The organism is Roseateles sp. (assembly GCF_052436255.1).
Classification (GTDB): domain Bacteria; phylum Pseudomonadota; class Gammaproteobacteria; order Burkholderiales; family Burkholderiaceae_C; genus Pelomonas.
On sequence record NZ_JBQVNP010000051.1, the window covers coordinates 1 to 22858 of the forward strand.

General features: G+C 67.9%; 24 protein-coding genes. 9 read left to right on the top strand and 15 right to left on the bottom strand.

Features of this window, described 5'->3' with window-relative positions; genetic code table 11:
- The coding region (locus tag ACT6S0_RS13360) for a sensor histidine kinase (RefSeq protein WP_444764317.1) at positions 1-756 on the bottom strand (756 nt) is incomplete at its 3' end.
- An 88-nt stretch (positions 757-844) separates the two neighbouring features.
- Between ACT6S0_RS13360 and argH the strand changes: the two genes are divergently transcribed.
- Positions 845-2242 (top strand): argininosuccinate lyase, encoded by a 1398-nt coding sequence (argH, locus tag ACT6S0_RS13365; RefSeq protein ID WP_444764318.1) that lies wholly within the window; start codon positions 845-847, stop codon positions 2240-2242.
- A complete protein-coding gene (locus tag ACT6S0_RS13370) occupies positions 2239-2715 on the top strand; it encodes a hemerythrin domain-containing protein (protein WP_444764319.1) in 477 nt (158 codons plus the stop codon). Before argH ends, ACT6S0_RS13370 begins: the two co-directional genes overlap by 4 nt.
- On the opposite strand, the gene ACT6S0_RS13375 is transcribed toward ACT6S0_RS13370, so the two are convergent.
- Positions 2716-4689, bottom strand: a complete 1974-nt coding sequence (locus ACT6S0_RS13375) for a M3 family metallopeptidase (RefSeq protein WP_444764320.1) — start codon at positions 4687-4689, stop codon at positions 2716-2718.
- A 145-nt stretch (positions 4690-4834) separates the two neighbouring features.
- The gene (locus ACT6S0_RS13380; protein WP_444764321.1) at positions 4835-6742 is read right to left on the bottom strand and encodes a propionate--CoA ligase; all 1908 of its coding nucleotides are present in this window, start codon (positions 6740-6742) and stop codon (positions 4835-4837) included.
- Between the two features lie 235 nt (positions 6743-6977).
- On the opposite strand from ACT6S0_RS13380, the gene ACT6S0_RS13385 reads away from it, so the two are divergent.
- Positions 6978-7697 carry a C40 family peptidase gene (locus ACT6S0_RS13385; protein ID WP_444764322.1) on the top strand — a complete coding sequence of 240 codons (720 nt, stop codon included), beginning with the start codon at positions 6978-6980 and terminating at the stop codon, positions 7695-7697.
- Between the two features lie 112 nt (positions 7698-7809).
- Here ACT6S0_RS13385 and paaZ read toward each other — a convergent pair whose 3' ends face one another.
- The 11 genes from paaZ to ACT6S0_RS13440 form a co-directional block, all read right to left on the bottom strand.
- Positions 7810-9852: a phenylacetic acid degradation bifunctional protein PaaZ gene (paaZ, locus tag ACT6S0_RS13390; protein WP_444764323.1), complete on the bottom strand. Its 2043-nt coding sequence runs from the start codon at positions 9850-9852 to the stop codon at positions 7810-7812.
- A gap of 5 nt (positions 9853-9857) precedes the next feature.
- Positions 9858-11003: an ABC transporter substrate-binding protein gene (locus tag ACT6S0_RS13395; RefSeq protein WP_444764324.1), complete on the bottom strand. Its 1146-nt coding sequence runs from the start codon at positions 11001-11003 to the stop codon at positions 9858-9860.
- Positions 11004-11022: 19 nt separating this feature from the next.
- Positions 11023-11640: a TetR/AcrR family transcriptional regulator gene (locus ACT6S0_RS13400; protein WP_444764325.1), complete on the bottom strand. Its 618-nt coding sequence runs from the start codon at positions 11638-11640 to the stop codon at positions 11023-11025.
- 160 nt (positions 11641-11800) lie between these two features.
- A complete protein-coding gene (gene paaE, locus ACT6S0_RS13405; protein ID WP_444764326.1) occupies positions 11801-12862 on the bottom strand; it encodes a 1,2-phenylacetyl-CoA epoxidase subunit PaaE in 1062 nt (353 codons plus the stop codon).
- Position 12863: 1 nt separating this feature from the next.
- On the bottom strand, positions 12864-13331 hold the full coding sequence (paaD, locus tag ACT6S0_RS13410) for a 1,2-phenylacetyl-CoA epoxidase subunit PaaD (RefSeq protein WP_444764327.1): 468 nt from the start codon (positions 13329-13331) through the stop codon (positions 12864-12866).
- Positions 13331-14095, bottom strand: a complete 765-nt coding sequence (gene paaC, locus ACT6S0_RS13415; RefSeq protein WP_444764328.1) for a 1,2-phenylacetyl-CoA epoxidase subunit PaaC — start codon at positions 14093-14095, stop codon at positions 13331-13333. The genes paaD and paaC overlap by 1 nt, the downstream gene beginning before the upstream one ends.
- Entirely contained in the window at positions 14095-14388 is a 294-nt protein-coding gene (gene paaB / locus ACT6S0_RS13420; protein ID WP_444764329.1) for a 1,2-phenylacetyl-CoA epoxidase subunit PaaB, read from the bottom strand. Before paaB ends, paaC begins: the two co-directional genes overlap by 1 nt.
- Complete coding sequence (paaA, locus tag ACT6S0_RS13425; RefSeq protein WP_444764330.1) at positions 14388-15392, bottom strand: 1,2-phenylacetyl-CoA epoxidase subunit PaaA; 1005 nt, start codon at positions 15390-15392, stop codon at positions 14388-14390. Before paaA ends, paaB begins: the two co-directional genes overlap by 1 nt.
- Before the next feature lie 101 nt (positions 15393-15493).
- A complete protein-coding gene (paaK, locus tag ACT6S0_RS13430) occupies positions 15494-16795 on the bottom strand; it encodes a phenylacetate--CoA ligase PaaK (protein WP_444764331.1) in 1302 nt (433 codons plus the stop codon).
- On the bottom strand, positions 16792-17220 hold the full coding sequence (gene paaI / locus ACT6S0_RS13435; RefSeq protein ID WP_444764332.1) for a hydroxyphenylacetyl-CoA thioesterase PaaI: 429 nt from the start codon (positions 17218-17220) through the stop codon (positions 16792-16794). Before paaI ends, paaK begins: the two co-directional genes overlap by 4 nt.
- A complete protein-coding gene (locus ACT6S0_RS13440) occupies positions 17220-18023 on the bottom strand; it encodes an enoyl-CoA hydratase-related protein (protein WP_444764333.1) in 804 nt (267 codons plus the stop codon). The genes paaI and ACT6S0_RS13440 overlap by 1 nt, the downstream gene beginning before the upstream one ends.
- A gap of 201 nt (positions 18024-18224) precedes the next feature.
- On the opposite strand from ACT6S0_RS13440, the gene moaA reads away from it, so the two are divergent.
- From moaA to ACT6S0_RS13455, 3 genes are read left to right on the top strand one after another with little or no spacing between them, the layout of a single operon-like run.
- Positions 18225-19328 (top strand): GTP 3',8-cyclase MoaA, encoded by a 1104-nt coding sequence (gene moaA / locus ACT6S0_RS13445; protein ID WP_444764334.1) that lies wholly within the window; start codon positions 18225-18227, stop codon positions 19326-19328.
- On the top strand, positions 19321-19890 hold the full coding sequence (mobA, locus tag ACT6S0_RS13450; RefSeq protein ID WP_444764335.1) for a molybdenum cofactor guanylyltransferase MobA: 570 nt from the start codon (positions 19321-19323) through the stop codon (positions 19888-19890). Before moaA ends, mobA begins: the two co-directional genes overlap by 8 nt.
- On the top strand, positions 19883-20407 hold the full coding sequence (locus ACT6S0_RS13455; protein ID WP_444764336.1) for a GNAT family N-acetyltransferase: 525 nt from the start codon (positions 19883-19885) through the stop codon (positions 20405-20407). The genes mobA and ACT6S0_RS13455 overlap by 8 nt, the downstream gene beginning before the upstream one ends.
- Here the strand turns inward: ACT6S0_RS13455 and ACT6S0_RS13460 are convergent.
- On the bottom strand, positions 20393-20959 hold the full coding sequence (locus ACT6S0_RS13460; RefSeq protein WP_444764337.1) for a YceI family protein: 567 nt from the start codon (positions 20957-20959) through the stop codon (positions 20393-20395). The two genes, ACT6S0_RS13455 and ACT6S0_RS13460, sit on opposite strands and share 15 nt — an antisense overlap.
- A gap of 140 nt (positions 20960-21099) precedes the next feature.
- Between ACT6S0_RS13460 and ACT6S0_RS13465 the strand changes: the two genes are divergently transcribed.
- The 3 genes from ACT6S0_RS13465 (at position 21100) to ACT6S0_RS13475 (ending at position 22857) form a co-directional block, all read left to right on the top strand.
- Positions 21100-21636 (top strand): Mpo1 family 2-hydroxy fatty acid dioxygenase, encoded by a 537-nt coding sequence (locus tag ACT6S0_RS13465; RefSeq protein WP_444764338.1) that lies wholly within the window; start codon positions 21100-21102, stop codon positions 21634-21636.
- Between the two features lie 125 nt (positions 21637-21761).
- Positions 21762-21989 (top strand): hypothetical protein, encoded by a 228-nt coding sequence (locus ACT6S0_RS13470; RefSeq protein ID WP_444764339.1) that lies wholly within the window; start codon positions 21762-21764, stop codon positions 21987-21989.
- A gap of 100 nt (positions 21990-22089) precedes the next feature.
- On the top strand, positions 22090-22857 hold the full coding sequence (locus ACT6S0_RS13475) for a TerC family protein (protein WP_444764340.1): 768 nt from the start codon (positions 22090-22092) through the stop codon (positions 22855-22857).
- Position 22858 lies beyond the last annotated feature (1 nt).

Consider the following 22858-nt stretch of genomic DNA (forward strand, 5'->3'; position numbering starts at 1 on the left):
GGCGAGGTAACGCCGCGCCAGCTCGACCTCCTCGGTCAACGTGACCGAGGCGCTGGCGTCGGCGAGTGCCACGCGAAACAGCTCGGCCAGGTCCTCGAGCACGCTCTCGGCCCGCGCCGGGTCCACCTGCACCAGGGCGAGGGCGCTGTTCAGCGTGTTGAACAGGAAATGCGGCCGGATGCGCGACTGCAGCTCGACGAGCTGGGCCAGCGCGTCAGCCGGGCGCTGGGTGTGCTCGCGCAGCTTCAGCCAGGCCAGCAGCAGGGCCGCGCCGCTGGCGCCGCTGGCGGCGATGCTGGCGATGCGCCAGGGGCTGGCGGCGTCCTCGCTCGTCAGGCTGAGCAGGCCGTAGCCCGCCAGTGCGCCAACGGCGCCGAGCGTCATCAAGGCCAGCCACTGCACCGGCTCCGGCAGCCTTGGCCACAGGTGCTTGGCCGCGCAGACCGCGAGCAGCCAGGACAGCACGGCAAACATCGTCACCACCGTGCCATTGGCCGTCAGCGCCAGCCACTGCGCGGCGTCGCGTGCGACCAGCGCCGTGCCCAGGGCCAGCAGCAGCTGCACGCCAAGCACGGCACGCAGCACCAGGCCGACATGGCAGACGTCGAAGGCGCGCGTCGGGTCCAGCAACGGCGGCGTATTCAGCGCCGGCAGCTCCGGAAGCTCGTTGGGCGCAAAGCCCAGCCACTGGCTGAGCTGCATGGACTCATGCCAGACGCTGTGGCGCGCTGGCGCGCGGCGCTTGAAGAAGGGCATGGCGTTGGCTCGAGAAGGGTTGGATTTGTTGGCGTTCGATAATCCCGGGCAGCGGCGCATTTTGCGCGCTGAATTTCACGCCTGTTCCATGTCAGACAACCAACTCGCCAACAAATCCCAAGCCTGGTCCGCCCTGTTTTCCGAGCCGATGAGCGACCTGGTCAAGCGCTACACCGCCAGCGTCGGCTTCGACCAGCGCCTGTGGCGTGCCGACATCGCGGGCAGCCTGGCGCATGCGGAGATGCTGGCCGCGCAGGGCATTCTGAGCAGCGCGGACCACGAAGCCATTCAGCGTGGCCTGAACGACATCGCAGCCGAGATCGAGGCCGGCAGCTTCGAGTGGAAGCTGGACCTGGAAGACGTGCACCTCAACATCGAGGCCCGGCTGACCGAGCGCGTGGGCGTCGCCGGCAAGCGCCTGCATACCGGGCGCAGCCGCAATGACCAGGTCGCCACCGATGTGCGCCTTTGGCTGCGCGGCGAGATCGACGAGATCACCGGCCTGCTCAAGGCCCTGCAGACCGTGATGGTCGAGAAGGCCAGCGAGCATGCCGATGTCATCCTGCCCGGCTTTACCCACCTGCAGGTCGCCCAGCCGGTCAGCTTCGGCCACCATCTGCTGGCGTACGTGGAGATGTTCGCGCGCGATGTGGAGCGGTTGCTGGATGCCCGCAAGCGCGTCAACCGCCTGCCGCTGGGCGCCGCCGCACTGGCCGGCACCAGCTACCCGCTGGACCGCGAGCGCGTCGCCAAGACGCTGGGCCTGGAGGGTGTCTGCCAGAACAGCCTGGACGCGGTCAGCGACCGCGACTTCGCCATCGAGTTCAGCGCGGCCGCCACCCTGGTGATGCTGCACGTCTCGCGGCTGTCCGAGGAGCTGATCCTGTGGATGAGCCAGAACTTCGGCTTCATCGCGCTGCCCGATGCCTTCTGCACCGGATCGAGCATCATGCCGCAGAAGAAGAACCCCGACGTGCCCGAACTGGCGCGCGGCAAGACCGGCCGCGTGGTGGGCCATCTCGTCGGCCTTGTCACGCTGATGAAGGGCCAGCCGCTGGCCTACAACAAGGACAACCAGGAGGACAAGGAACCGCTGTTCGACACGGTCGACACCCTGAAGGACACGCTGCGCATCTTTGCCGACATGCTGGCCGGCCTGACCCCGAAGCCCGAGGCCATGCGCGCCGCGGCGCTGAAGGGCCATGCCACGGCAACCGACCTGGCCGACTACCTCGTCAAGAAGGGCGCGGCCTTCCGCGACGCGCATGAGGTCGTGGCCCATGCGGTCAAGACGGCCACGGCCAAGGGCGTGGACCTGGCCGCGCTGTCGCTCGACGAGCTGAAAGCCTTTGACGACCGCATCGAGGCGGATGTGTTCGACGTGCTGTCGCTGGAGGGCTCGCTGAACGCCCGCAACGTGCTGGGCGGCACGGCGCCGGCCCAGGTGCGGGCGCAGGTGGCCCGGCACCGCGAGCGTCTGGCATGAGCACGCTGGCCTGGACCGACAAGCTGGCGCTGAACCAGCCGACGCTGGACACCACCCACCAGGAGTTCGTCGACCTGCTGAACGCCTTCGGCGAGGCGCTGGATGGCGGCGGCGACGCGCTGCCCGCCTACCAGGCGCTGCTGGCCCACACCGAGGCCCACTTCGCGATGGAGGAGGACTGGATGGCGCGCTGCGGCTTCGAGCCGCAGAACTGCCACGCCAGCCAGCACGCCATGGTGCTGAACGTGATGGGCGAGGCGCTGCGCTATGCCAACGAGCTGAACGACCGCGAGCCGCTGAACATCCTGCGTACGGAGCTGGCGGGCTGGTTTCCGCAGCACGCCGAGATGATGGACGCGGCGCTGGTGTTCACGATGGAGCAGCGCGGCTTCGACCCGGCGACCGGCGCGTGCCGCGAGGCGGCGCTTGAGGCCGCCGCGAGCCACGCTTGTGAATCCGGCCGCTGCGGCTGATCACTTCTTCAGGTATTCGAAGAAAGCCTGCGAGTTCGACTCGCGGCCCAGGAAGTCCTTGACCAGCTCGGGCGCCGGCTTCTGCGCGCCCTGCCCCAGCACCCGCTCGCGGTAGCGCTTGCCGACCGCAGGGTCCAGCTTGTCGGTCTCGAACGCCTTGCGCAGGTCCATCGCCACGACCAGGCTCCACAGATAGCCGTAGTAGCCCGCGCCATAGCCGCCGGCGATGTGGGCAAAGCCGGCCGGGAACATCGTGCCCTGCACATGCCCAAGCGGCGTGGCGCCTTCCATGCCGGCCCACAGCGGCAGCGGCTCGGGCTTGGCCGAGCGGTGCAGCGCGATGTCGTAGCTGGCGTACAGGTGCTGGCGACCGAACTGCCCGCCCTTGCCGTAATGCTTGGCGGCCTGCGCCTGCTCGACCATCGCATCGGGCACCGGCTTGCAGGTCGGGCAGACCTCCTGCATCAGTTTGAGCGCCTGCTTGTCGTAGACCCAGTCCTCCAGCATCTGCGACGGCGCCTCGACGAAGTCGTGCATGACCGTCGTGCCTGCAGTCGCCGCATAGCGCGTGTTGGACAGGTTCACATGCACCGCATGGCCCAGCTCATGCAGCAGGGTCTCGACCTCGTCCAACGTCAGGCCGTTGCGGTCGAAGTTGACGACAAGGGCTGCCACCGGCGCGCGGCCAATGCGCGTCGCGCTGCCGCGCAACGGCCACACGGCCGCATGGTTGTACTTGCCGTCACGCGGGTAGAGGTCGACATACATCTGCGCGATGGGCTTGCCCGTGGCGGCGTCACTGACGACATAGGTCTGCGCTTCCTCGTGCCAGAGCTTGTTGTCCACGCGCTGGTACTTCACACCCATGAGTTTCTCGATGACGCGCATCGAGAACTCCAGGCTGGCCTGGGGCGGGAAATAGGGGCGGAAGGCGTTCTGGTCGACGCTGAACTTCTGCAGCTTGACGCGCTCGCTGTAGAAAGTCGCATCCCAGCGCTCGACCCGCGTCTGCTCGGGCGGCGTGCCCAGGTGCCGGGCCTTGGCGGCGCGCAGCTCCCGCAGCTCGGCCTTCTCGCGCGCGGTGACCGCGTCCGTCACCGAGTCGAGGAAGCGGGACGCCGATGCGCCGTCCTTGGCCATGCGGCGGCGCAGGTTGAAGTCGACGTAGTTGTCGAAGCCGAACAGCCTGGCGTATTCGCCCCGCAGCGTGACGATCTGGGCCAGCAGGTCGAGGTTGGCGGGGCCGCCCTCGTTGGTCTTGGCCAGCCACATGCGCTGGCGCGCCTCGCCGCTCTCCGCGCTGCGCATGACGGGCACATAGCTCGGGTAGTCCACGCCGAGCAGGATGCGACCCTGGTCGTCGCGCCTGGCCTTCTCCCACACGCCGGCCGGCACACCCTTGAGTTCGGCCTCGGTGAAGGCCACGCGGGTGCCGGCGTCGCGGATGTTCTTGTTGAACTGCTGGTCCAGGTCGGTCAGCTTGTTGAGGATCTGCTTGGCGCGGGTGCGCTTGGGTGCGGGCAGGGCCACGCCGCTGTCTTCGAACTGGCCGGAGGCCAGCCGAACCAGCTCGGCGTCGACGCCATCCTGCTGGGGCGCCTTCTGCAGCGCGCGGTAGAGCTTCTCGTTCTGGCCCAGGCTGGATGCGAAGTCGGCCCAGCGCAGCGCGCAGGCCTGGGCCGCGTCCCGAATGAGCTTGGCCGGATGGACGTTGAGAATGAAGTCGTTGGGACCCTGGTGGTCTTCCAGGTAGACAGTCAGGTCGTCATAGGCGGCCAGCCAGCCGGCATCGACCTTGCGCTTCTCCAGCTGGCCGACGCGTTGCCTGGCGCCCTTGAGCCCGCTGTCGCAGCGGGTCCGCACATCGGCCGGGCTGCTGTAGGTCGGCAGATTGGGCGCGGGCAGTTGGGGTTGGGCGTGCACGGCGGCAGCGCTCAGCGCCAGCACGGCCAGGGCGGTCAGGACGGGTTTCATCGCGTCTCCTTGTGGGAAGGCCGCGATTCTCTCGGCTGGCCGAGCGCCCGGCCATTCGCCATGCCCTATTTCTGCCACAGCGCTTGCACGGCTGTTGCCCGCGAAACCCTGACGCGGGAATCAGTCGCACGCGCAAAGCCCTGCGTCACGAGCCAGCGCGCAAAAGCCTGCTGACTTGCATCAAGGCGCCCGGGTCATCCAGCGTCGTCAGGTCGCCCGGGTCCCGGCCCTCGGCCACCGCCTGCAGCGCGCGGCGCAGCAGCTTGCCCGAGCGGGTCTTGGGCAGCAGGCTGACGAACAGCACGCGCGAGGGCCGCGCGACGGCGCCTAGCTGCCCGTCGACACGCTTCATGATCTGGCCCTCCAGCGCCAGGGACGCCTCGGGCGTGGCGGGCATTTCGCGCGGCACGACGAAGGCGAGTGCGAGCTGCCCCTTCAACTGATCGGCCACGCCGACGACGGCAACCTCGGCGACGGATGCATGGCCCGAGATGCACTCCTCGATCTCACGCGTGCCCAGGCGATGCCCGGCCACGTTGATGACGTCGTCGGTGCGGCCGAGGATGAAGGTGTAGCCATCTGCGTCACGCGTGGCCCAGTCGAAGGTGGAGTAAACCTGCCGCCCTGGAACGCTGCCCCAATAGGTGTTGATGAAGCGCTCGTCGTCGCCCCAGACCGTCTGCAGTGCGCCCGGCGGCAGCGGGTGTTCGATGACCAGCACACCCCGCTGGTCCGGGCCTTCCAGCGTCGCGCCGCTGGCCTCGTCCAGCAGCTTCAGGTCATAGCCATACATCGGCACGCCCGGCGAGCCCAAACGTGTCGGCACGGCCTGCACACCCGGAATGTGGTGGGCCACGGTCAGCAACGGCCAGCCGGTCTCGGTCTGCCAGTAGTTGTCGATGATGGGGACGTTCAAGGCCTCGGCGATCCAGCGCGCAGTCGGTTCGTCGAGCGGCTCGCCGGCCAGGAACAACGCGCGCAGCGACGACAGGTCATGGCGCTTGAGCAGCGAGGCGTCGTGCTTTTTCAAGACTCGCACGGCCGTGGGTGCGCTGAACATGACCGTGACCTGGTACTTCTCCACCAGGCTCCACAGCACTGCGGCGTCCGGGTTGACCGGCGTGCCCTCGTACATCACTGTCGCCATGCCGTGAATGAGCGGGCCGTAGACGATGTAGCTGTGGCCAACGACCCAGCCGATGTCGCTGGTGGAGAAATAGGTCTCGCCCGCCTTGCCGCCGAAGATCCAGTCCATGCTGGCCGCCAGTGCCACCGCATAGCCGCCCACGTCGCGCTGCACGCCCTTCGGCTTGCCCGTGGTGCCACTGGTGTAGAGGGTGTAGCTGATGCTGTTGGACTCCAGCCAGGCACAGGGCACATGCTGGCCCCAATGCTGGCCGCGCAGTTCGGCGTAGTCGAGGTCGCGCCCCGCCACGCGCTCGAAGGGCACCAGGCCACGGTCCACCATCAGCACCGCGGCGGGCTTGTGCGCGCACAGCGAGATGGCTTCATCCAGCAGCGGCTTGTAGGCCAGGCGCTTGCCGGCGCGGCTGCCGGCGTCGGCGCTGACGATGAGCTTCGGGGCCGCGTCGTCGATGCGGCTGGCCAGGCTGACCGACGCAAAGCCGCCGAACACGACCGAGTGGATGGCACCGAGGCGGGCGCAGGCCAGCATGGCGAAAGCGGCCTCGGGGATCATGGGCATGTAGATCAGCACACGGTCGCCCCGGCCCACCCCTTGCGCCACCAGCATCGCGGCCATGGCCTCGACCTCGGCCTGCAGCTCGGCAAAGCTGTAGACCTTCTCCAGGCCCACTTCGGTCGACACCCAGATCAGCGCCCGGTCGGTGGGCCGCGTCGCCGCATGGCGGTCGACCGCGTTGTGGCAGAGGTTGGTCGTGCCGCCGACGAACCACTTCGCGAATGGCGGCCGGCTGGCGTCGCAGATCCGCTCGGGCTGCGTCTGCCAGTGGATGCGTTGGGCCTGCTCGGCCCAGAAGGCGTCGCGCTCGGTCAGTGAGCGCTGATGGAATTCGGCATAGGTCTGCGTCATGCGGTCAGTGTGTGTCCGAGGCACTGACATCAGTCTGACCTCCGTCAATCGTGACCGATTCCAGGGTATTCACGGGGATCGACGTCGACCAAGCCGGGGTTTGCCCTGAGAATCGCGCCCTTTGCGCCTGCTTTCATTGACGCTGCCGGTTGGTCCTCCTAACCTCCGCGCCGCTGTCACTTCCGCGCCATCGCGACCGTTCAGGTTCGCCCCGCCTCCCATCGCGAGAATGCCTTTGTCCACTGCCCTGCTGAATCGCATCGCTGCCGCCGGCCTGCTGGCCGTTGCCTGCGGCGCGCATGCGCAAGGCGTGGCGCAGGCCGCAGTTGTGAATCCTTCGACACCACCGCCGGGCACGATGACGGGCGCCTATGGCCAGAGCCTTCAGCAGCAGACGGCCGCCGACAGGACTGTCGCCCCGCCGGCCGCGGCCGCCAAGCCTGCAGCGACCCAGGATGCCGTCAACCGCTTCCTCAGCGAGCGCGGCCTGCTGGTGAGCGTCGAGCAAGGCGGGTCATCTCGCCTGCTGGCCAGCGTGCGCGACACCGCCTCCGACCTCGTGCTGTCTGCCATGAACTTCCTCGGCGTGCGCTACACGCGTGGTGGCAACTCGATCGAGAACGGTTTCGATTGCAGCGGCTTCACGCGCCACATCTTCGAGATGAGCGTGGGCCTGGTGCTGCCGCGCCGGGCCGATGAGCAGGCCAAGGACCGCAGCCTGTTGTCCATCAAGCGTGACGAACTCAAGCCTGGCGACCTGGTGTTCTTCAACACCATGCGGCGCACCTTCAGCCACGTGGGCATCTACGTCGGCGAGGGCAAGTTCATCCACGCGCCGCGCACCGGCAGCGCCGTGCGCGTCGAGGACATGCGCGACTCCTACTGGGCCAAGCGCTTTACCGGCGCGCGTCGCGCTGATCTCAAGGCTGCGGCCGAGGTGCCCGTCACGCGCTGAAGCGGCGCCCAGCGCAGCGCCACATCCAGCGGCACCCGCGGACCTGGCTTCGCCAGGCGGCTGGGTACCCCCCTTTTGAGGGGCAGGCGCGAAGCGCCACGGGGGTGGGCGATCAGCCCGCGATGCGTTTGGCCACCAGCGTCAGGATCTCGTAGCTCGCGCACAGCTCGCCACGCTGGTTGGTCACCGCCACGTCCCAGCCGATGACGCCCTGCGCGGGTTGGTCATCACGCGGCGGGCGGTCGATCTTGCGCTTGGCCGTCAGGCGCGCCTGGATGGTGTCGCCGATGGCCACCGGCGTGACGAAGCGCAGGTTCTCCAGGCCGTAGTTGGCCAGCACCGGCCCCGGTGCCGGGCTGACGAAGAGTCCAGCCGCCGCCGACAGCACGAAGTAGCCGTGGGCGATGCGCTGGCCGAAGACCGATTCCTTGGCCGCGACGTCGTCGAAGTGCATGTAGAAGTAGTCGCCCGACAGGCCGCCGAAGGCGACGATGTCGGCCTCGCCGACGGTGCGGCGATGCGTCAGCAGGCTCATGCCGACTTCGACATCCTCGAAGTAGCGGCGGAAGGGGTGGATGTCGCTCTCCGTGACGGTGCCGCCGCGCTGGTACTCGCCGGTGATGGCCGAGATCATCGTTGGCGAGCCCTGCACGGCGCAGCGCTGCAGATAGTGCTTGACCGCGCGCAGGCCGCCCAGTTCCTCGCCGCCGCCCGCGCGGCCGGGGCCGCCATGCTTGAGCTTGGGCAACGGCGAGCCGTGCCCGGTGTTCTCCAGCGCGGCCTCGCGGTCCAGCACCAGCATGCGGCCATGCCAGGCGGCGAAGGTCGGCACGGCCTTGGCGGCCAGTGCCGGGGTCTTGGTGCAGATGGTGCCGACCAGGCTGCCGCGACCCAGCGTCGCCAGGTGCAGCGCTTCCTCGAAATCGCCATAGGGCATCAGTGTCGTCACCGGACCGAAGGCTTCGAGGTGGTGGGCGTCACTGCCTGCCGAGTCGCGCGCCAGCAGCAGCGTCGGTGCGAAGAAGGACCCGTCACTGACGCCCTCCCCCTTCGGCGCAAAGCCGTCACGTTCAGACAGCAGCAGCTCGCAGTTCTTTGCCAGCTGGGCCACGCGCTCTGCCACGTCGGCCTGCTGGGCCTTGCTCGACAGCGCGCCCATGCGCACGCCTTCGACCGCAGGGTCACCCACCACCGTCTTGCTCAGGCGCGCCTTCAATGCGGCTGCGACCGCAGCCACGCGGTGGGCGGGCACGATGGTGCGGCGAATGGCCGTGCACTTCTGGCCGGCCTTGGCGGTCATCTCGCGCGCGACTTCCTTGATGAAGAGGTCGAACTCGGGGTCGTCCGGCGTCACGTCCGGCGCCAGGATGGCGCAGTTCAGGCTGTCGGCCTCGGCGTTGAAGGGGATGCTCTTCTTCAGCAGGTTGGGGTGCGCCTTGAGCATCAATGCCGTGTCGGCACTGCCGGTGAAGGTCACGACATCGGACTCGTCCAGGCGCTCGAACAGATCACCCGTGCCGCCGATGATGAGCTGCAGCGCGCCCGCCGGCACCAGGCCCGAGTCGACGATGAGGCGCACGCAAGCCTCGGCCACATAGCTCGTCGCCGTGGCCGGTTTGACCAAGCAGGGCATGCCGGCCAGGAAGCTGGGCGCAAACTTTTCCAACATCCCCCACATGGGGAAGTTGAAGGCATTGATGTGCAGGGCCACACCCCGCTTGGGCACCATCACATGGCTGCCGATGAAGTGGTTGTTGGCGCCCAGACGCATGGGCGGGCCCTCGTGCAGCACATTGCTGCTCGGCAGGTCCTTGCCACCGATGGAGGCGTAGGCGAACAGGGTGCCGATGCCGCCCTCGATGTCGATCCAGGAATCGCTGCGCGTCGCCCCCGTGTGGGCGCTGATCGCGTAGAGCTCTTCCTTGCGCTCCATCAGATAGGCAGCCAGCGCCTTGAGCACGCGGGCGCGGTCCTGGAAGTGGGTGCGCAGCAGGCCAGGAAGCGCCGTGCCGCGCGCGAACGACATCGCCTCGGCGAAGTCCAGGCCTTCCTCGTGGGTATGCGCCACGAGGCGGCCGTTGATCGCACTCGTCAGCGGCTTGGCCGCCTTGGCGCCGACCCAGCGGCCGGCGATATAGCTTTGCAGGGTCGGCATGGTGTTCACTTGATGAGCACCCACGCGCCGTTCTTGATCTGCACCATCACGCGGGCGCGCTGGTCCAGGCCCAGGTGGTCGTTCGCGGACATGTTGAACACACCATGTGCGCCAGCCACGTTCTTGACGTTCTCCAGCGCGTCACGCAGCGCGGCGCGGAAGGCGGGTGTGCCCGGCTGGGCCTTCTTCAATGCCTCGGGTGCGGCGGCGGCCAACAGCAGGCCCGCGTCCCAGGCGTGGCCACCGAAGGTCGACACCGAGCCCTTGCCGTGCACGGCTTCGTACTTCGCGATGTAGTCCAGCGCGCTCTTCCTGACCGGGTGGTCGGCAGGCAACTGGGCCGCGACCAGCACCGGGCCCGACGGCAACAACGTGCCCTCCACATCCTTGCCGCCCACGCGCAGGAAGTCGTTGTTGGCCACGCCGTGGGTCTGATAGATCTTGCCGGCATAGCCGCGCTCCTTGAGCGCCTTCTGCGGCAGGGCGGCGGGCGTGCCCGAGCCGGCGATCAGGATGGCGTCGGGCTTGGCCGAGACCAGCTTGAGCACCTGGCCGGTGACCGATGTGTCAGTGCGGTTGTAGCGTTCGCTCGCGACGATGTTGAGGTTCTTGGTTGCGGCGATCTTGTTGAACTCGCCCCACCAGCCTTCACCATACGCGTCGGCGAAGCCGATGAAGCCGGCCGTCTTGATGCCGTTGTCGACCATGTGGGTCACGATGGCCAGCGCCATCATGATGTCATTCTGCGGAGTCTTGAAAACCCAGCGCTTCTTGGCGTCGACGGGTTCGACGATGCGGGCCGAGGCGGCCATCGAGATCATCGGCGTGCCGGACTCCGACACCGCGTCGATCATCGCCAGCGAGTTCGGCGTGACCGTGGAGCCGATGATGATGTCGACCTTGTTTTCGGTGATCAGCTTGCGCGTGTTGGCCACGGCAGTGGTCGTGTCGGAAGCGTCGTCCAGCACGATGTAGTTGACCTTCTGGCCGCCGAGGGTCGTCGGCATCAGCGCGACGGTGTTCTTCTCGGGGATGCCGAGCGAGGCGGCCGGCCCGGTGGCCGAGACCGTGACACCGACGTTGATGTCGGCGTGGGCCACGACGCTCAGGGTGGCAGCGATGGCCAGGGCGAGTTGCTTGAATGGCTTCATGGGGTCGTCTCCTCGGGGGTTATTGAATGAGGGCCGGCTGGCGCAGCTGCACTGCACCCAGACCGCCAAAGAACAGATCGCTGACCAGGGTGGCAAGCGCCTCGTGAGAGAGCTCGCCGTCCGGCCGCAGCCAGGTGAAGGTCCAGTTGATCATGCCAAAAAGCAGCATGGTCAGCGGCTTGTGCAGGTTGGCCTCGCGCAGCTCGGGCCGCACACGGCTGACGGCCGCAGCGAACTCGCTGACGACGCGCCGCTCCACATCGAGCAGACGCTCCCGCTCGGCGTCGGCGAGGAACTTGATCTCGCTGGTCAGCACGCGATGCTGGGCCTGGGCGTCAGCGTAGGACCGGGTGAAACGCTCGATCAGCGCACGCAGTTGCATGTCCGGCGCCAGGTGCTGGGCCTTGACCTCGTCGACCAGTGCCAGCAACGCGTGGACATGCGCGTCGCAGATCTGCGCAAGCAGGTCCTGCTTGTCCTGGAAGTAGTGATACAGCGTCGGCTTGGCCACACCGCAGGCCTCGGCGACCTGATTCATGGACGTGGCACTGAAGCCTTGGCTCGCAAACAGGCGGGCGGCGGCGGCGAGGATGTCCTCGCGTTGGGCTTCGAAGCCGGGGGCGCGTTTGCGGGCCATCAGAAGCTGCGGACGGACTCCGCGCGGCCGAGCAGACCGTCGCGGCGGCGCCAATCGAGGCGCAAAGCGCAGCCGTAGCTGGGGCTACGGCGAGCATTGACAACGCCGAGTGGCGACGTTGCGGCGGGATGAGCGGGCGTGCGGGGTTCGTTCACAGCTTCTACCGTTCGTCGAAGGAGATGACCACGCGCTCCGTCAGCGGGTGCGCCTGGCAGCTCAGGATGAAGCCGGCGGCGACCTCGGCCTTGTCGAGCGCGAAGTTCTTGTCCATGCGCACCTCGCCCTCGATGAGCTTGCAGCGGCAGGTGGAGCAGACGCCGCTTTTGCAGGAGAAGGGCACGTCCATGCCTTCGCGCGCGGCGGCGTCGAGCAGGCTCGGGTCGCTGGAATGGAAGTCAATTTCCCGAGACAGGCCGTCGCGGATGACGGTCACACGGGCCTCGGGCGCGTCGCCTGGCTTGACCTCGTGCGGCACGGGCTTGCCGCTCAGCGTCTCCGGCGTGCCGAAGCGCTCGATATGGATGCGCTCGGCCGGGATGCCCGCGCCCAGCAGTGCGGCTTCGGCCTGGTCGTTCATCTCGAACGGGCCGCAGACGAAGACTTCGTCGACGCTGCTGGCCGGCACCGGGCCGGCGAGGAAGCTGCTGAGCTTGCCCGCGTCCAGTCGGCCGCCGTACAAGGGCGCGTCGACCACCTCGCGGCTGAAGATCAAGTGCAGCGACAGCCGCGTCATGAAGCGGTTCTTCAGGTCTTCGAGTTCTTCCTTGAACATCGTCGACGCGGTGCGGCGGTTGGCGTAGATCAGCGTCGCGCGGGCACTGACGTCGCGCTCCAGCAGCGCGGTCAGGATGGCCAGGATGGGCGTGATGCCCGAGCCACCGGCAACGAAGAGCACGTGGCGGCCACCGGCCTGCGCGGCAGGCATGACGAAGCGGCCCTGCGGCGGGTAGGACTCGATCAGGTCGCCCGGCTGCAGCTGCTCGTGAACCCAGGTGGAGAACGCCCCGCCATCGACGCGGCGGATGCCAACGCGCAGTTGGCGGTCGGAGCAGATCGAATAGCTGCGACGCAGCTCTTGCCCGCCGACGCTGGCGCGCAGCGTCAGGTACTGGCCCGGTTCGAAGCCGAAACCGTCGGGCGGCGCCTCGAAGCCGACAACCATCGCGTCGTCGGTGTCGCGATCGACGGACGTCACGCGCAGGGGGTGGAAGTGCAAGGCCATCTCAGATCGGCTTGAAGTATTCGAAAGGTTCAAGGCATTCGATGCAGCGCCAGGTCGATTTGCAGGCCGTGGAGCCGAAGCGCGACAACTGTTCCGTGCGGCCGCTGTCGCAGCGTGGGCAGCGCAGGCGCGGCACGATGTGTATCGCCTGCTCGCTACTGCACTGCGGCGGCACGATGCCGTACTGCTGCAGCTTCGCGCGGCCCTCGGGTGTGATCCAGTCGGTGCTCCAGGCCGGCGCGCGCTGCATCGTGACGGTCACATCGCCAAACTCGGCCAGCGCTGCACGCACGTCGTCGGCGATCAGCTCCGTGGCGGGACAGCCGCTGTAAGTCGGCGTGAGCACGACCTCCAAGCCCGACGCGATCTCGCGCAGCTCGCGCACGATGCCCAGCTCCACCAGGCTGACCGCCGGAATCTCGGGGTCGGGCACGGCGTTGAGCTTGGCGCGCGCAGCAGCGAGGTTCATCACCAGACTCCACCCGGGTAGCTGCGCTGCAGCTGCTGCATCGTCGCCAGCAGGTGGCCCATGTGCTCGCTGTGGACGCCGTCGATGCCGCGCGGCTGCATTGCGCTTTCACGCGGCAGGGTCAGCGTGGCTTCCTGCATCAGCGTGGCCCAGCGGGCGCGCCATTCGGGCTCCAGCTCCCTCCAGGCCGGGCCGACGCCGTCCGCGCCGTCGGCCGCGAACAGCTCGTTGAAGTAAGGCCACAGCACGTTCAGCGCGGCCTGCATGCGGGCCTGCGACTCCGCCGTGCCGTCGCCCAGACGCACGACCCAGTCGCCGGAATGCTGGCGGTGGTAGCGCACTTCCTTGATCGACTTGGCGGCGATACCGGCCAGCTCGGTGTCCAGGCTGGTCTGCAGACGGTCATAGAGCAGCTCCAGCCAGATCGCCATGGCCGTGTTGCGCAGCACGGTCAGCGCGAAGTCGCGCCCGCCGCCGCCGTCGCTCGGGCTGGCCGCCGCGTTGGGCAACTCGACCAGGATGATGTTGCGGTAGTCGCGCTCCTCGCGCAGGAAGGCGAGCTGGTCTTCATCGCGGCCGGCGCCTTCGAGTTGACCGGCGTGGGTCAGCAGCGCGCGTGCCTGGCCCAGCAAGTCCAGCGCGATATTCGGTAGGGCCAGGTCTTCCTCCAGCACCGGCGCGTGGCCGGCCCACTCGGACAGGCGCTGGCTGTGGATGAGGCAGGTGTCCGCCAGGCGCAGAACGTAGGTGGTCTTGGCGTCCATCACATGTGGTTCAGTTCGTCCGGCAGTTCATAGAACGTCGGATGGCGGTAGACCTTGTCGTCGGCCGGGTCGAACAGGCTGCCCTTCTCGGCCGGGTCGCTGGCGACGATCTGCTCGGAGCGCACGACCCAGATGCTGGTGCCTTCCTGGCGGCGGGTGTAGACGTCGCGCGCCATCTGGATGGCCATCGCCGAGTCGGGCGCATGCAGGCTGCCGCAATGCTTGTGGTCCAAGCCCGCCTTGCTGCGGACGAACACTTCCCACAGCGGCCATTCGTTCTTCGGATTGCTCATCAGGCTGCCTCTTGCTGGGTGGCGTGCTTGCGCGCATGCGCGAGGGCCGCATCGCGCACCCAGGCGCCGTCGTCCCAGGCCTTGTTACGGGCGGCCAGGCGCTCGCGGTTGCAGGGGCCTTCGCCGCCGACCACGCGCCAGAACTCGCTCCAGTCGATCTCGCCGAAGTCGTACGAATCGCGCTCGGCATTCCACTTCAGCGCCGGGTCCGGCACGGTCACGCCGAGGATGTCGGCCTGCGGAATGGTCGCGTCGACGAACTTCTGGCGCAGCTGGTCGTTGGTGACGCGCTTGATGCCCCAGCGCATGCTCTGCTCCGAATTCGGCGAATCCTTGTCCGCCGGGCCGAACATCATCAGCGAGGGCCACCACCAGCGGTTCACGGCGTCCTGCACCATGGCCTTCTGCTGTGGCGTGCCGTGCGTCATCATGGTCAGCAGGCTCTCGTAACCCTGGCGCTGATGGAAGCTCTCTTCTCGGCAGACGCGGATCATGGCCCGCGCATAGGGCGCGTACGAGCAGCGGCACAGCGGCACCTGGTTCATGATGGCCGCGCCATCCACCAGCCAACCGATGACGCCGATGTCGGCCCAGGTCAGCGTCGGGTAGTTGAAGATGGAGCTGTACTTGGCCTTGCCCGACAGCAGCGCCTCAGTCATCTCGTCGCGACTGGTGCCCAGCGTCTCGGCGGCGGCGTAGAGGTAGAGGCCGTGGCCGCCCTCGTCCTGCACCTTGGCCAAGAGGATGGCCTTGCGCTTGAGCGTCGGCGCCCGGGTGATCCAGTTGCCCTCGGGCAGCATGCCGACGATCTCGCTGTGCGCATGCTGGCTGATCTGCCGCACCAGCGTCTTGCGGTAATGCTCGGGCATCCAGTCCTTGGCTTCGATGAAGTCGCCAGCATCGATGCGGGCTTCGAATGCTTCCTCGCGGGCCAGTTCCTCGGCGCTTTTGACGACCTTGGGCTTGGCTTCGCGGGCCATCAGATCCATGGCTTGCGTATACATCGCTCGCTCCTAAAAAAGAGCAACCACAGAGGCACTGAGGCACAGAGAGAACACCTTTGAATTTCTCCGTGCCTCTGTGCCTGTGTGGTTGCGTTTGGTCTTCATGACTTCTTGCGTTGGTCGACGACGCGGCGGGCCTTGCCGACCAGCGTGCGTTCGATGGCATTGTTCGGTTCGACCTGCACGGTGGCGGTCACGCCGATCAGGTTCTTGATGCGCTCGGACAGACGCTTGCCAATGCCGTCATCGGTGGCGCCCAGGGCCAGCTCGCAGCGGATAAGCAACTCGTCCAGCGGCCCGTTGCGGCTGACGACGAGCTGGTATTGCCCGCCCATGCCCCGCTCCTGCAGCACCAGCTCCTCGACCTGGGTCGGGAACAGATTCACGCCGCGGATGATCAGCATGTCGTCGCTGCGGCCGACTAGTCTGCCCATGCGGCGCATGCTGCGCGAGGTCGGTGGCAGCAGCCGGGTCAGGTCGCGCGTGCGGTAGCGGATGACGGGCATCGCTTCCTTGGTGAGCGATGTGAAGACCAGCTCGCCTTCCGAGCCATCGGGCAGCACTTCACCGGTGTCGGGGTCGATGATCTCCGGGTAGAAATGGTCTTCCCAGACGACCGGGCCGTCCTTGCTTTCGATGCACTCACTGGCAACACCGGGGCCCATCACTTCAGACAGGCCGTAGATGTCGACCGCATCGATGCCGGCGCTGGCCTCGATGTCACGGCGCATCGCCTCGGTCCAGGGCTCCGCGCCGAAGATGCCGACCTTCAGTGACGACTCGCGCGCATCCAGGCCCTGGCGGGTGAACTCCTCCACCAGCACCTGCATATAGCTGGGCGTGACCATGATGATGTCGGGCTTGAAGTCGCAGATCAGCCCCACCTGCTTCTCGGTCTGGCCTCCGCTCATCGGGATGACGGTGCAGCCCAGCCGCTCGGCGCCGTAGTGCGCACCCAGGCCGCCGGTGAAGAGGCCATAGCCGTAGGCCACATGCACCAGGTCGCCCGCCCGGCCGCCGGCGGCGCGGATGGAGCGCGCGACCAGGTTGGCCCAGTGGTCAATGTCCTTCAGCGTGTAGCCGACGACGGTGGGCTTGCCCGTGGTGCCGGACGAGGCGTGGATGCGCGCGAGCCGCTCGCGCGGCGTCGCGAACATGCCGAACGGATAGTTGGCGCGCAGATCGTGCTTGGTCGTGAACGGGAACTTCGACAAATCGGCGAGCGTCTTCAGGTCTGATGGGTGCACGCCCGCTCCATCGAACTTGGCCTTGTAGTGCGGTACGTTGTCGTAGGCGTGCTGCAGGCTCCAACGCAGGCGGTCGAGCTGCAGCGCGGCCAGCTCGTCGCGGCTGGCGGTTTCGATGGCTTCCAGGTCGCCGGGGCCAGGCGTCTTGACGGTCATGCTTCAAACACCTTTCTGTCGCCGAGACGGTAGGAGCGGCCGCGGAACACCGCGATCAGCTCGCCGTGCTGGTTCCGCACCGCAATGTCGTACAGCCCGGTGCGGCCGGCCAGCGAGGTTTCCTCGGCGGTCGCGGTCAGCACATCGCCGAGCTTGGCCGGCTTCAGGATGTCGATGCCGAAGCCCGACGCCACCGTCAGCGCATTGCGGGCATTGCAGGCGAAGGCAAAGGCCGAGTCGGCCAGCGTCGCGATGAGCCCGCCATGGCAGATCGCAAAACCGTTCAGCATGTCGGCACGCACCGTCATCGTGGCGACCGCGCGGCCGGGCGCGACCGCAGCGATCTGCATGCCCAGCATCCTGCTCGCTGCGTCATCGGCAAGCATGACATCACGGACCTTCTCGGCAACGGCTTGCGCGTCCATCAACGATCCTTGAATTCGGGTTTGCGCTTGTCCATGAAGGCTGCCACGCCCTCCAGGTAGTCGTAGGAAAAGCCGAGCTGACTCTGCAGCACGGCTTCAAGCTTCAACGCACCCTCGAAGTCCAGCTTCAACGCCTCGTCCAGCGCCCGGCGCGTTTCGACCAGCGCCCGGGTGGGCATGCCGGCGAGCTTCTGCGCGGTGACCATCGCCGTGTCCAGCAGTTCGGCGTCGGGCACCACGCGCGCAATCAGCCCAAGTCGCTCGGCCTCGGCGGCCTTCAGCTTGTCGCCCAGCAGCGCCAGCTCCAGCGCCTTGGCGCGGCCCACCAGACGGGGCAGCAACCAGGTGCCGCCGCAGTCCGGCAGCAGCCCGATCTTGGAGAAGGCCTGGATGAAGCTCGCGCTTTCGGCCGCCAGTACCAGGTCACAGCCGAAGGCCATGTTGGCGCCCGCGCCGGCCGCCACCCCGTTGACGGCAGCCAGCACCGGCACCGGCATGCTGCGCAGGCGCAGCGCCAGCGGGATGTAGTAGTGGTCCAGCATGTGGCCGATGTCCTTCGGCGCCGCGCCGGGATCGAGGCTCGGCGCCACATGCGGGTCCGCCAGGTCCTGGCCGGCACTGAAGGCCCGGCCGGCACCAGTGATCAACACACAGCGTGTCTGCCCGTCGTCGGCGGCAGCCTCAAGCGCATGGCGGAGCTGGACCAGCATGGCCGCCGTGAACGCATTCAGCGCCTCGGGGCGGTTCAATCGCAACAGGCGCACGCCACCGTGTTGTTCGATCTGGATCAATTGCTCGGACATGGAATTCCTCTACCGACCGGTCGGTTAATCGTACGGGTGGCCCGCGCTCACCACAAGCCGAGCACGGGAAAACCCTAGCGCTTGATGATGTCGACCCCATCTGCCATGGCGGCGACGCGGTCGGGCTTGGGCGGCGAGAAGCCCGGTGCCGTGCCGTCCACAGCAAGCCCCTGGACTTTCGGCCGCTGACACAATCGCGCCATGCCCGCCCGTGTGATCCCCCTGCATGACGCCCGCCCGCTGCGTATGGCCCCGCTGCCCACCGGGCAACCGGGCTTTCCACTGGCCGATGCGCTAGGGCGGCCGCTGCGCGACCTGCGCATCTCGGTGACGGACCGCTGCAACTTCCGCTGCGGCTATTGCATGCCCAAGCAGGTCTTCGACAAGCACCACGAGTTCCTGCCCCATGCCGACCTCCTCAGCTTTGAGGAGATCGCGCGCCTGGCGAGCGTTTTCGTCGGCCTCGGCGTCGAAAAACTGCGCATCACCGGCGGCGAGCCGACCCTGCGCCGCCACCTCGAAACCCTGATCGGGATGCTGGCCCGGCTGCGCACGCCCGATGGCCGCGAGCTCGACCTGACGCTCACCACCAATGGCTCGACGCTGGTGAAGAAGGCCGCCGCCTTGAAGGCCGCAGGGCTGAGCCGCCTGACGGTCAGTCTGGACGGGCTGGACGACGCCGTCTTTCAGCGCATGAACGACGTCGGCTTCCCGGTCACCGAGGTGCTGGACGGCATCCGCGCGGCGCAGGCCGCGGGCCTGGCGCCCATCAAGGTCAACATGGTCGTGCAGCGCGGCGTCAACGACGACCAGATCCTGGCCATGGCGCGCCACTTCAGGCACAGCGGCGTCGTGCTGCGCTTCATCGAATACATGGACGTCGGCGCGACCAATGGCTGGCGCATGGACCAGGTGCTGCCATCTGCCGAGGTGCAGCGCCGCATCGCGGCCGAGTTCCCGCTGACGCCGCTGTCCCACAGCGCCCCGGGCGAGACGGCCGAGCGTTGGGGCTATGCCGATGGTGGCGGCGAAGTGGGCTTCATCTCCAGCGTGACGCAGGCGTTCTGCGGCGACTGCAACCGCGCGCGGCTATCGACCGAGGGGCGGCTGTACACCTGCTTGTTCGCCCACCGCGGCCATGACCTGCGCGGGCTGCTGCGCGGGGCCCAGCCGGTCAGCGACGCCCAGCTGGCGAGCGCCGTGGCCGGTGTCTGGGGCGGTCGCGACGACCGCTATTCGCAGCTGCGTGGCACGGCCGGCGCCGTCACCGAAGCCCGCGTCGAGATGCACTACATCGGTGGCTGAACTTCACGCCCTCGTTCTGGCCGGCGGCCGCGGCAGCCGCATGGGTGGCGTGGACAAGGGCTTGCAGCTGCTGGATGGCCGGCCCCTGGTGGCGCACGTCATCACGCGCCTGGCGCCGCAGGCGGGCGTGGTGCGGATCAGCGCCAACCGCAACCTCGATGCCTACGCCGCCTTGGGTCACGAGGTGCTGCCCGACCCGGCCGGGCTCGAGTTCGCCGGCCCCCTCGCCGGCATGCTGGCCGGCCTCAACGCCCTGCCCGACGACACCTGGCTGCTGACCGCGGCCTGCGACTGCCCTCGCCTGCCGCTGGACCTGGCCGAGCGCCTGCTTGAAGCCGCGCGCGCCCACGGCCTGGCCTTCGCCCAGGCGGCGCGCGAACATCCGACACACGCGCTGCTGCACGCCCGGCTGCGGGGCCCGCTGGCGGCGCACATGCAGGCCGGTGCACGCGCCGTGCTGGGCTGGATGCGCTCTCAGCCTCATGGCGTGGCCCGGTTCGATGACGAAGCCGCCTTCGCCAACGCGAACCGTCCTGCCGATCTGGCCAGGCTGCATGGCTGAGATCCAGTTGCGCCCCATGGCCGAGACCGACCTGCTGGCCTACAAGGCCCTGCGCGACGCCATGCTGGCCGGCCACCCCGAGGCCTTCACCTCCGACGCCGAGACCGAAGGCCAGCGCGACCTGGCCAGCTACCGCAACCGCCTAGCCGGTGGCGCGCAGGGCACCACGCTGTTCACGCTGGTGGCGTTGGATGGCCCGCGCCTAGTCGGCGCGCTGACCTGCGAGCGAGAGCCGCGCCGCAAGGTCCAGCACATCGCCCACCTGATCGGCATGATGGTGGCCGACACCCACCGCGGCCGCGGTACTGGCCGCGCCCTGCTCGAGGCGGCCATCGCCCTGCTCAGGACCATGCCCGGCCTGGCCCAGGTCACCCTCAGCGTGACGGCCGGCAACCGGGCCGCCATCGGCCTGTACGAAAGCCAGGGCTTCATGCGCTACGGCCGCCTGCCGGATGCAATACGGCTGCCGGACGGCCGCAGGCTCGACAAGGACCTGATGCTGCTACGGCTGCAGTAAATCAAACTGCACGATCAGCGCATCCTGTACGGCCAACAGCCCGCCCAGCACCGTGAAGGGCTGGATGCCGAAGTCGCTCTGCCGAAGCACGACCTCGCCGCGCGCCCGGCCGCCCTCGATCTGGACAGCGAACCATTGCCGCCGCGCGGTGCCATGCAGCGTGATTTCGGCCTCCACCGCGCGCCGCGCGCCCTCGCCGACCTGCTGCAGCGTGCGCACGATCACCTCGGGGTGGGTCGCAGCATCCAGCGCCTTGAGGAGATTGGCGCGCGTGCCGGCGCGGGCCGCGTCGTCGACGGCGCTGGCAAACGCCGGACCGAGGCGCTGCCGCACGGCGGGCGGGTCGATGTCCAGGGCGTCGAGGCGCAAGCGCAGCACCGGCCCGGCGGCCGGCCAATCGACGCGCAGGTCGCCCGCACGCAGCACATGGTTGTGGCCGAGCCGCGCCGCCGTGCCGCCCCGGAAGACGAGAATGCGCAACGCGTCGCCGACAGTCTCGGCAGCGGGCGCCACCGGCGGCGGCGCGACCGCGCAGCCGGCCAGCGCGGCCATCGCCATCAGCAGCAAGCGGCGGGTTGCTGTAGGTTGCACGCGCAAGTCAGGGGTTTTCAGGAGGGTTTTGTCCGGCGGCGCACGGCGCTGCCGCACCGGGCTGGACTAGCATAGCCACATCCTCCTCAACGGAGCCCCGCATGGCCAGCCTGTTCCGCCCCGCCCTTGACCTGATGGCGCAATACGCCGCCTATCACCGCGACCGCCGCAACATCGCGACTCACTTCGTCGGCATCCCCCTCATCGTGTTTGCCATCAGCGTGCTGCTCGCGCGCGTCGACTTCACGCTCGCCGGCATGCCGATGAACGCCGCCATCCTGCTGTGGGGCATCACGGCGCTGTGGTACCTCACCCGCGGCAACCTCGTGCTCGGCGCCGCGACCACCGTCGTCAATGGCGTGCTGACGGCGCTGGCCATGACGGCGGCCCAGGGATCGATGACGAGTTGGCTGGTCATCGGCATCGGCAGCTTTGTCGTCGGCTGGGTGTTCCAGTTCATCGGCCACTACTACGAAGGCAAGAAGCCCGCCTTCGTCGACGACCTCGTCGGCCTGCTGGTCGGCCCGATGTTCGTCGTCGGAGAGGCCATGTTCATGCTCGGCTGGGGCCGCCCGCTGCTCGAAGAGATAGAACGGCGCGTCGGGCCGACGCATTTGCGCGATCTGGCCCATCCTTGAAGCCACTCGTCCAAGGAGGGCGGCCTGACGCTGGCCGGCGTGCCTGCCCAAGCACGGCCTGCGTCTGACCGACCTGGACGGGCTGGACCGCCGCATTTGGCCACCGGAGCTGCGCCGAGCAGCGCTTGCAACGCGGCTTCAGGCGCGTGCTGGCGGCGTTGCAGCAAGAAGCCCTTGTCCTGCTGGACACCGCCCACCGACCCGTTGCCCAGCTCACGCCCTTGCCACCACGGCGCCTGATCGCCCTGCTGCGCATGCCGACCCCAGAACGGCGCCAGCCCTATTCGCCGGCCGAGTTGCTGCACGCCCAAGCCGGCGCACGGCGTGCTGCGAAGGCGCAGCGGCCCCACTGAAACGGCCGCACACCCACAGAAAAGCCGAAGCATCGCTCAGGCACTGCTTGACGGTCGGCTTTGCGACAATGCGCGACTTTTCACGCCCGCGCCGCCCACCATGATTGAACTGCTGTCAAACCCACAAACCTGGATCGCCCTCGCCACGCTGACCGCGCTGGAGCTGGTGCTGGGCATCGACAACATCATCTTCATCAGCATCCTGGTGGACAAGCTGCCCAAGGCCCGCCAGGAATTCGCGCGGCGACTGGGCCTGTTCATGGCCATGTTCATGCGCATCGGCCTGCTGCTGGTGCTGGCCTGGATCGTCGGGTTGGTGGAGCCGCTGTTCACGCTGCCGGTCATCGACAAGCCGATCTCCGGACGAGACCTCATCCTCATCGGCGGCGGCCTGTTCCTGATCTGGAAGAGCACGGCCGAGATCCACGGCTCGCTCGAAGGCGAAGACGAGAGCCACGACGGCATCGGCTCCAAGGCGAAGGCGGCCTTTACCGCGGTTATCCTGCAGATCATGGTCATCGACCTGGTCTTCTCGCTGGATTCGATCATCACCGCCGTCGGCATGGTCGACGATGTGCGCATCATGATCATCGCCGTCATCGCATCGGTCGCCTTGATGATGCTGTTCGCCGGCCCCATCGGCCGCTTCGTGTCCGCGCACCCGACCATCAAGATGCTGGCGCTGAGCTTCCTCGTCGTCGTCGGCGTGGTGCTGGTCGCCGAAGGCTTTGGCCACCCGATTCCCAAGGGCTATATCTACTTCGCCATGGCCTTCTCGCTGGGTGTCGAGATGATCAACATCAAGCTGCGCAAGAACTCCGAAACCAAGATCAAGCTGCGCCAGCAGATCCCTGGGGGCGACGACTGAG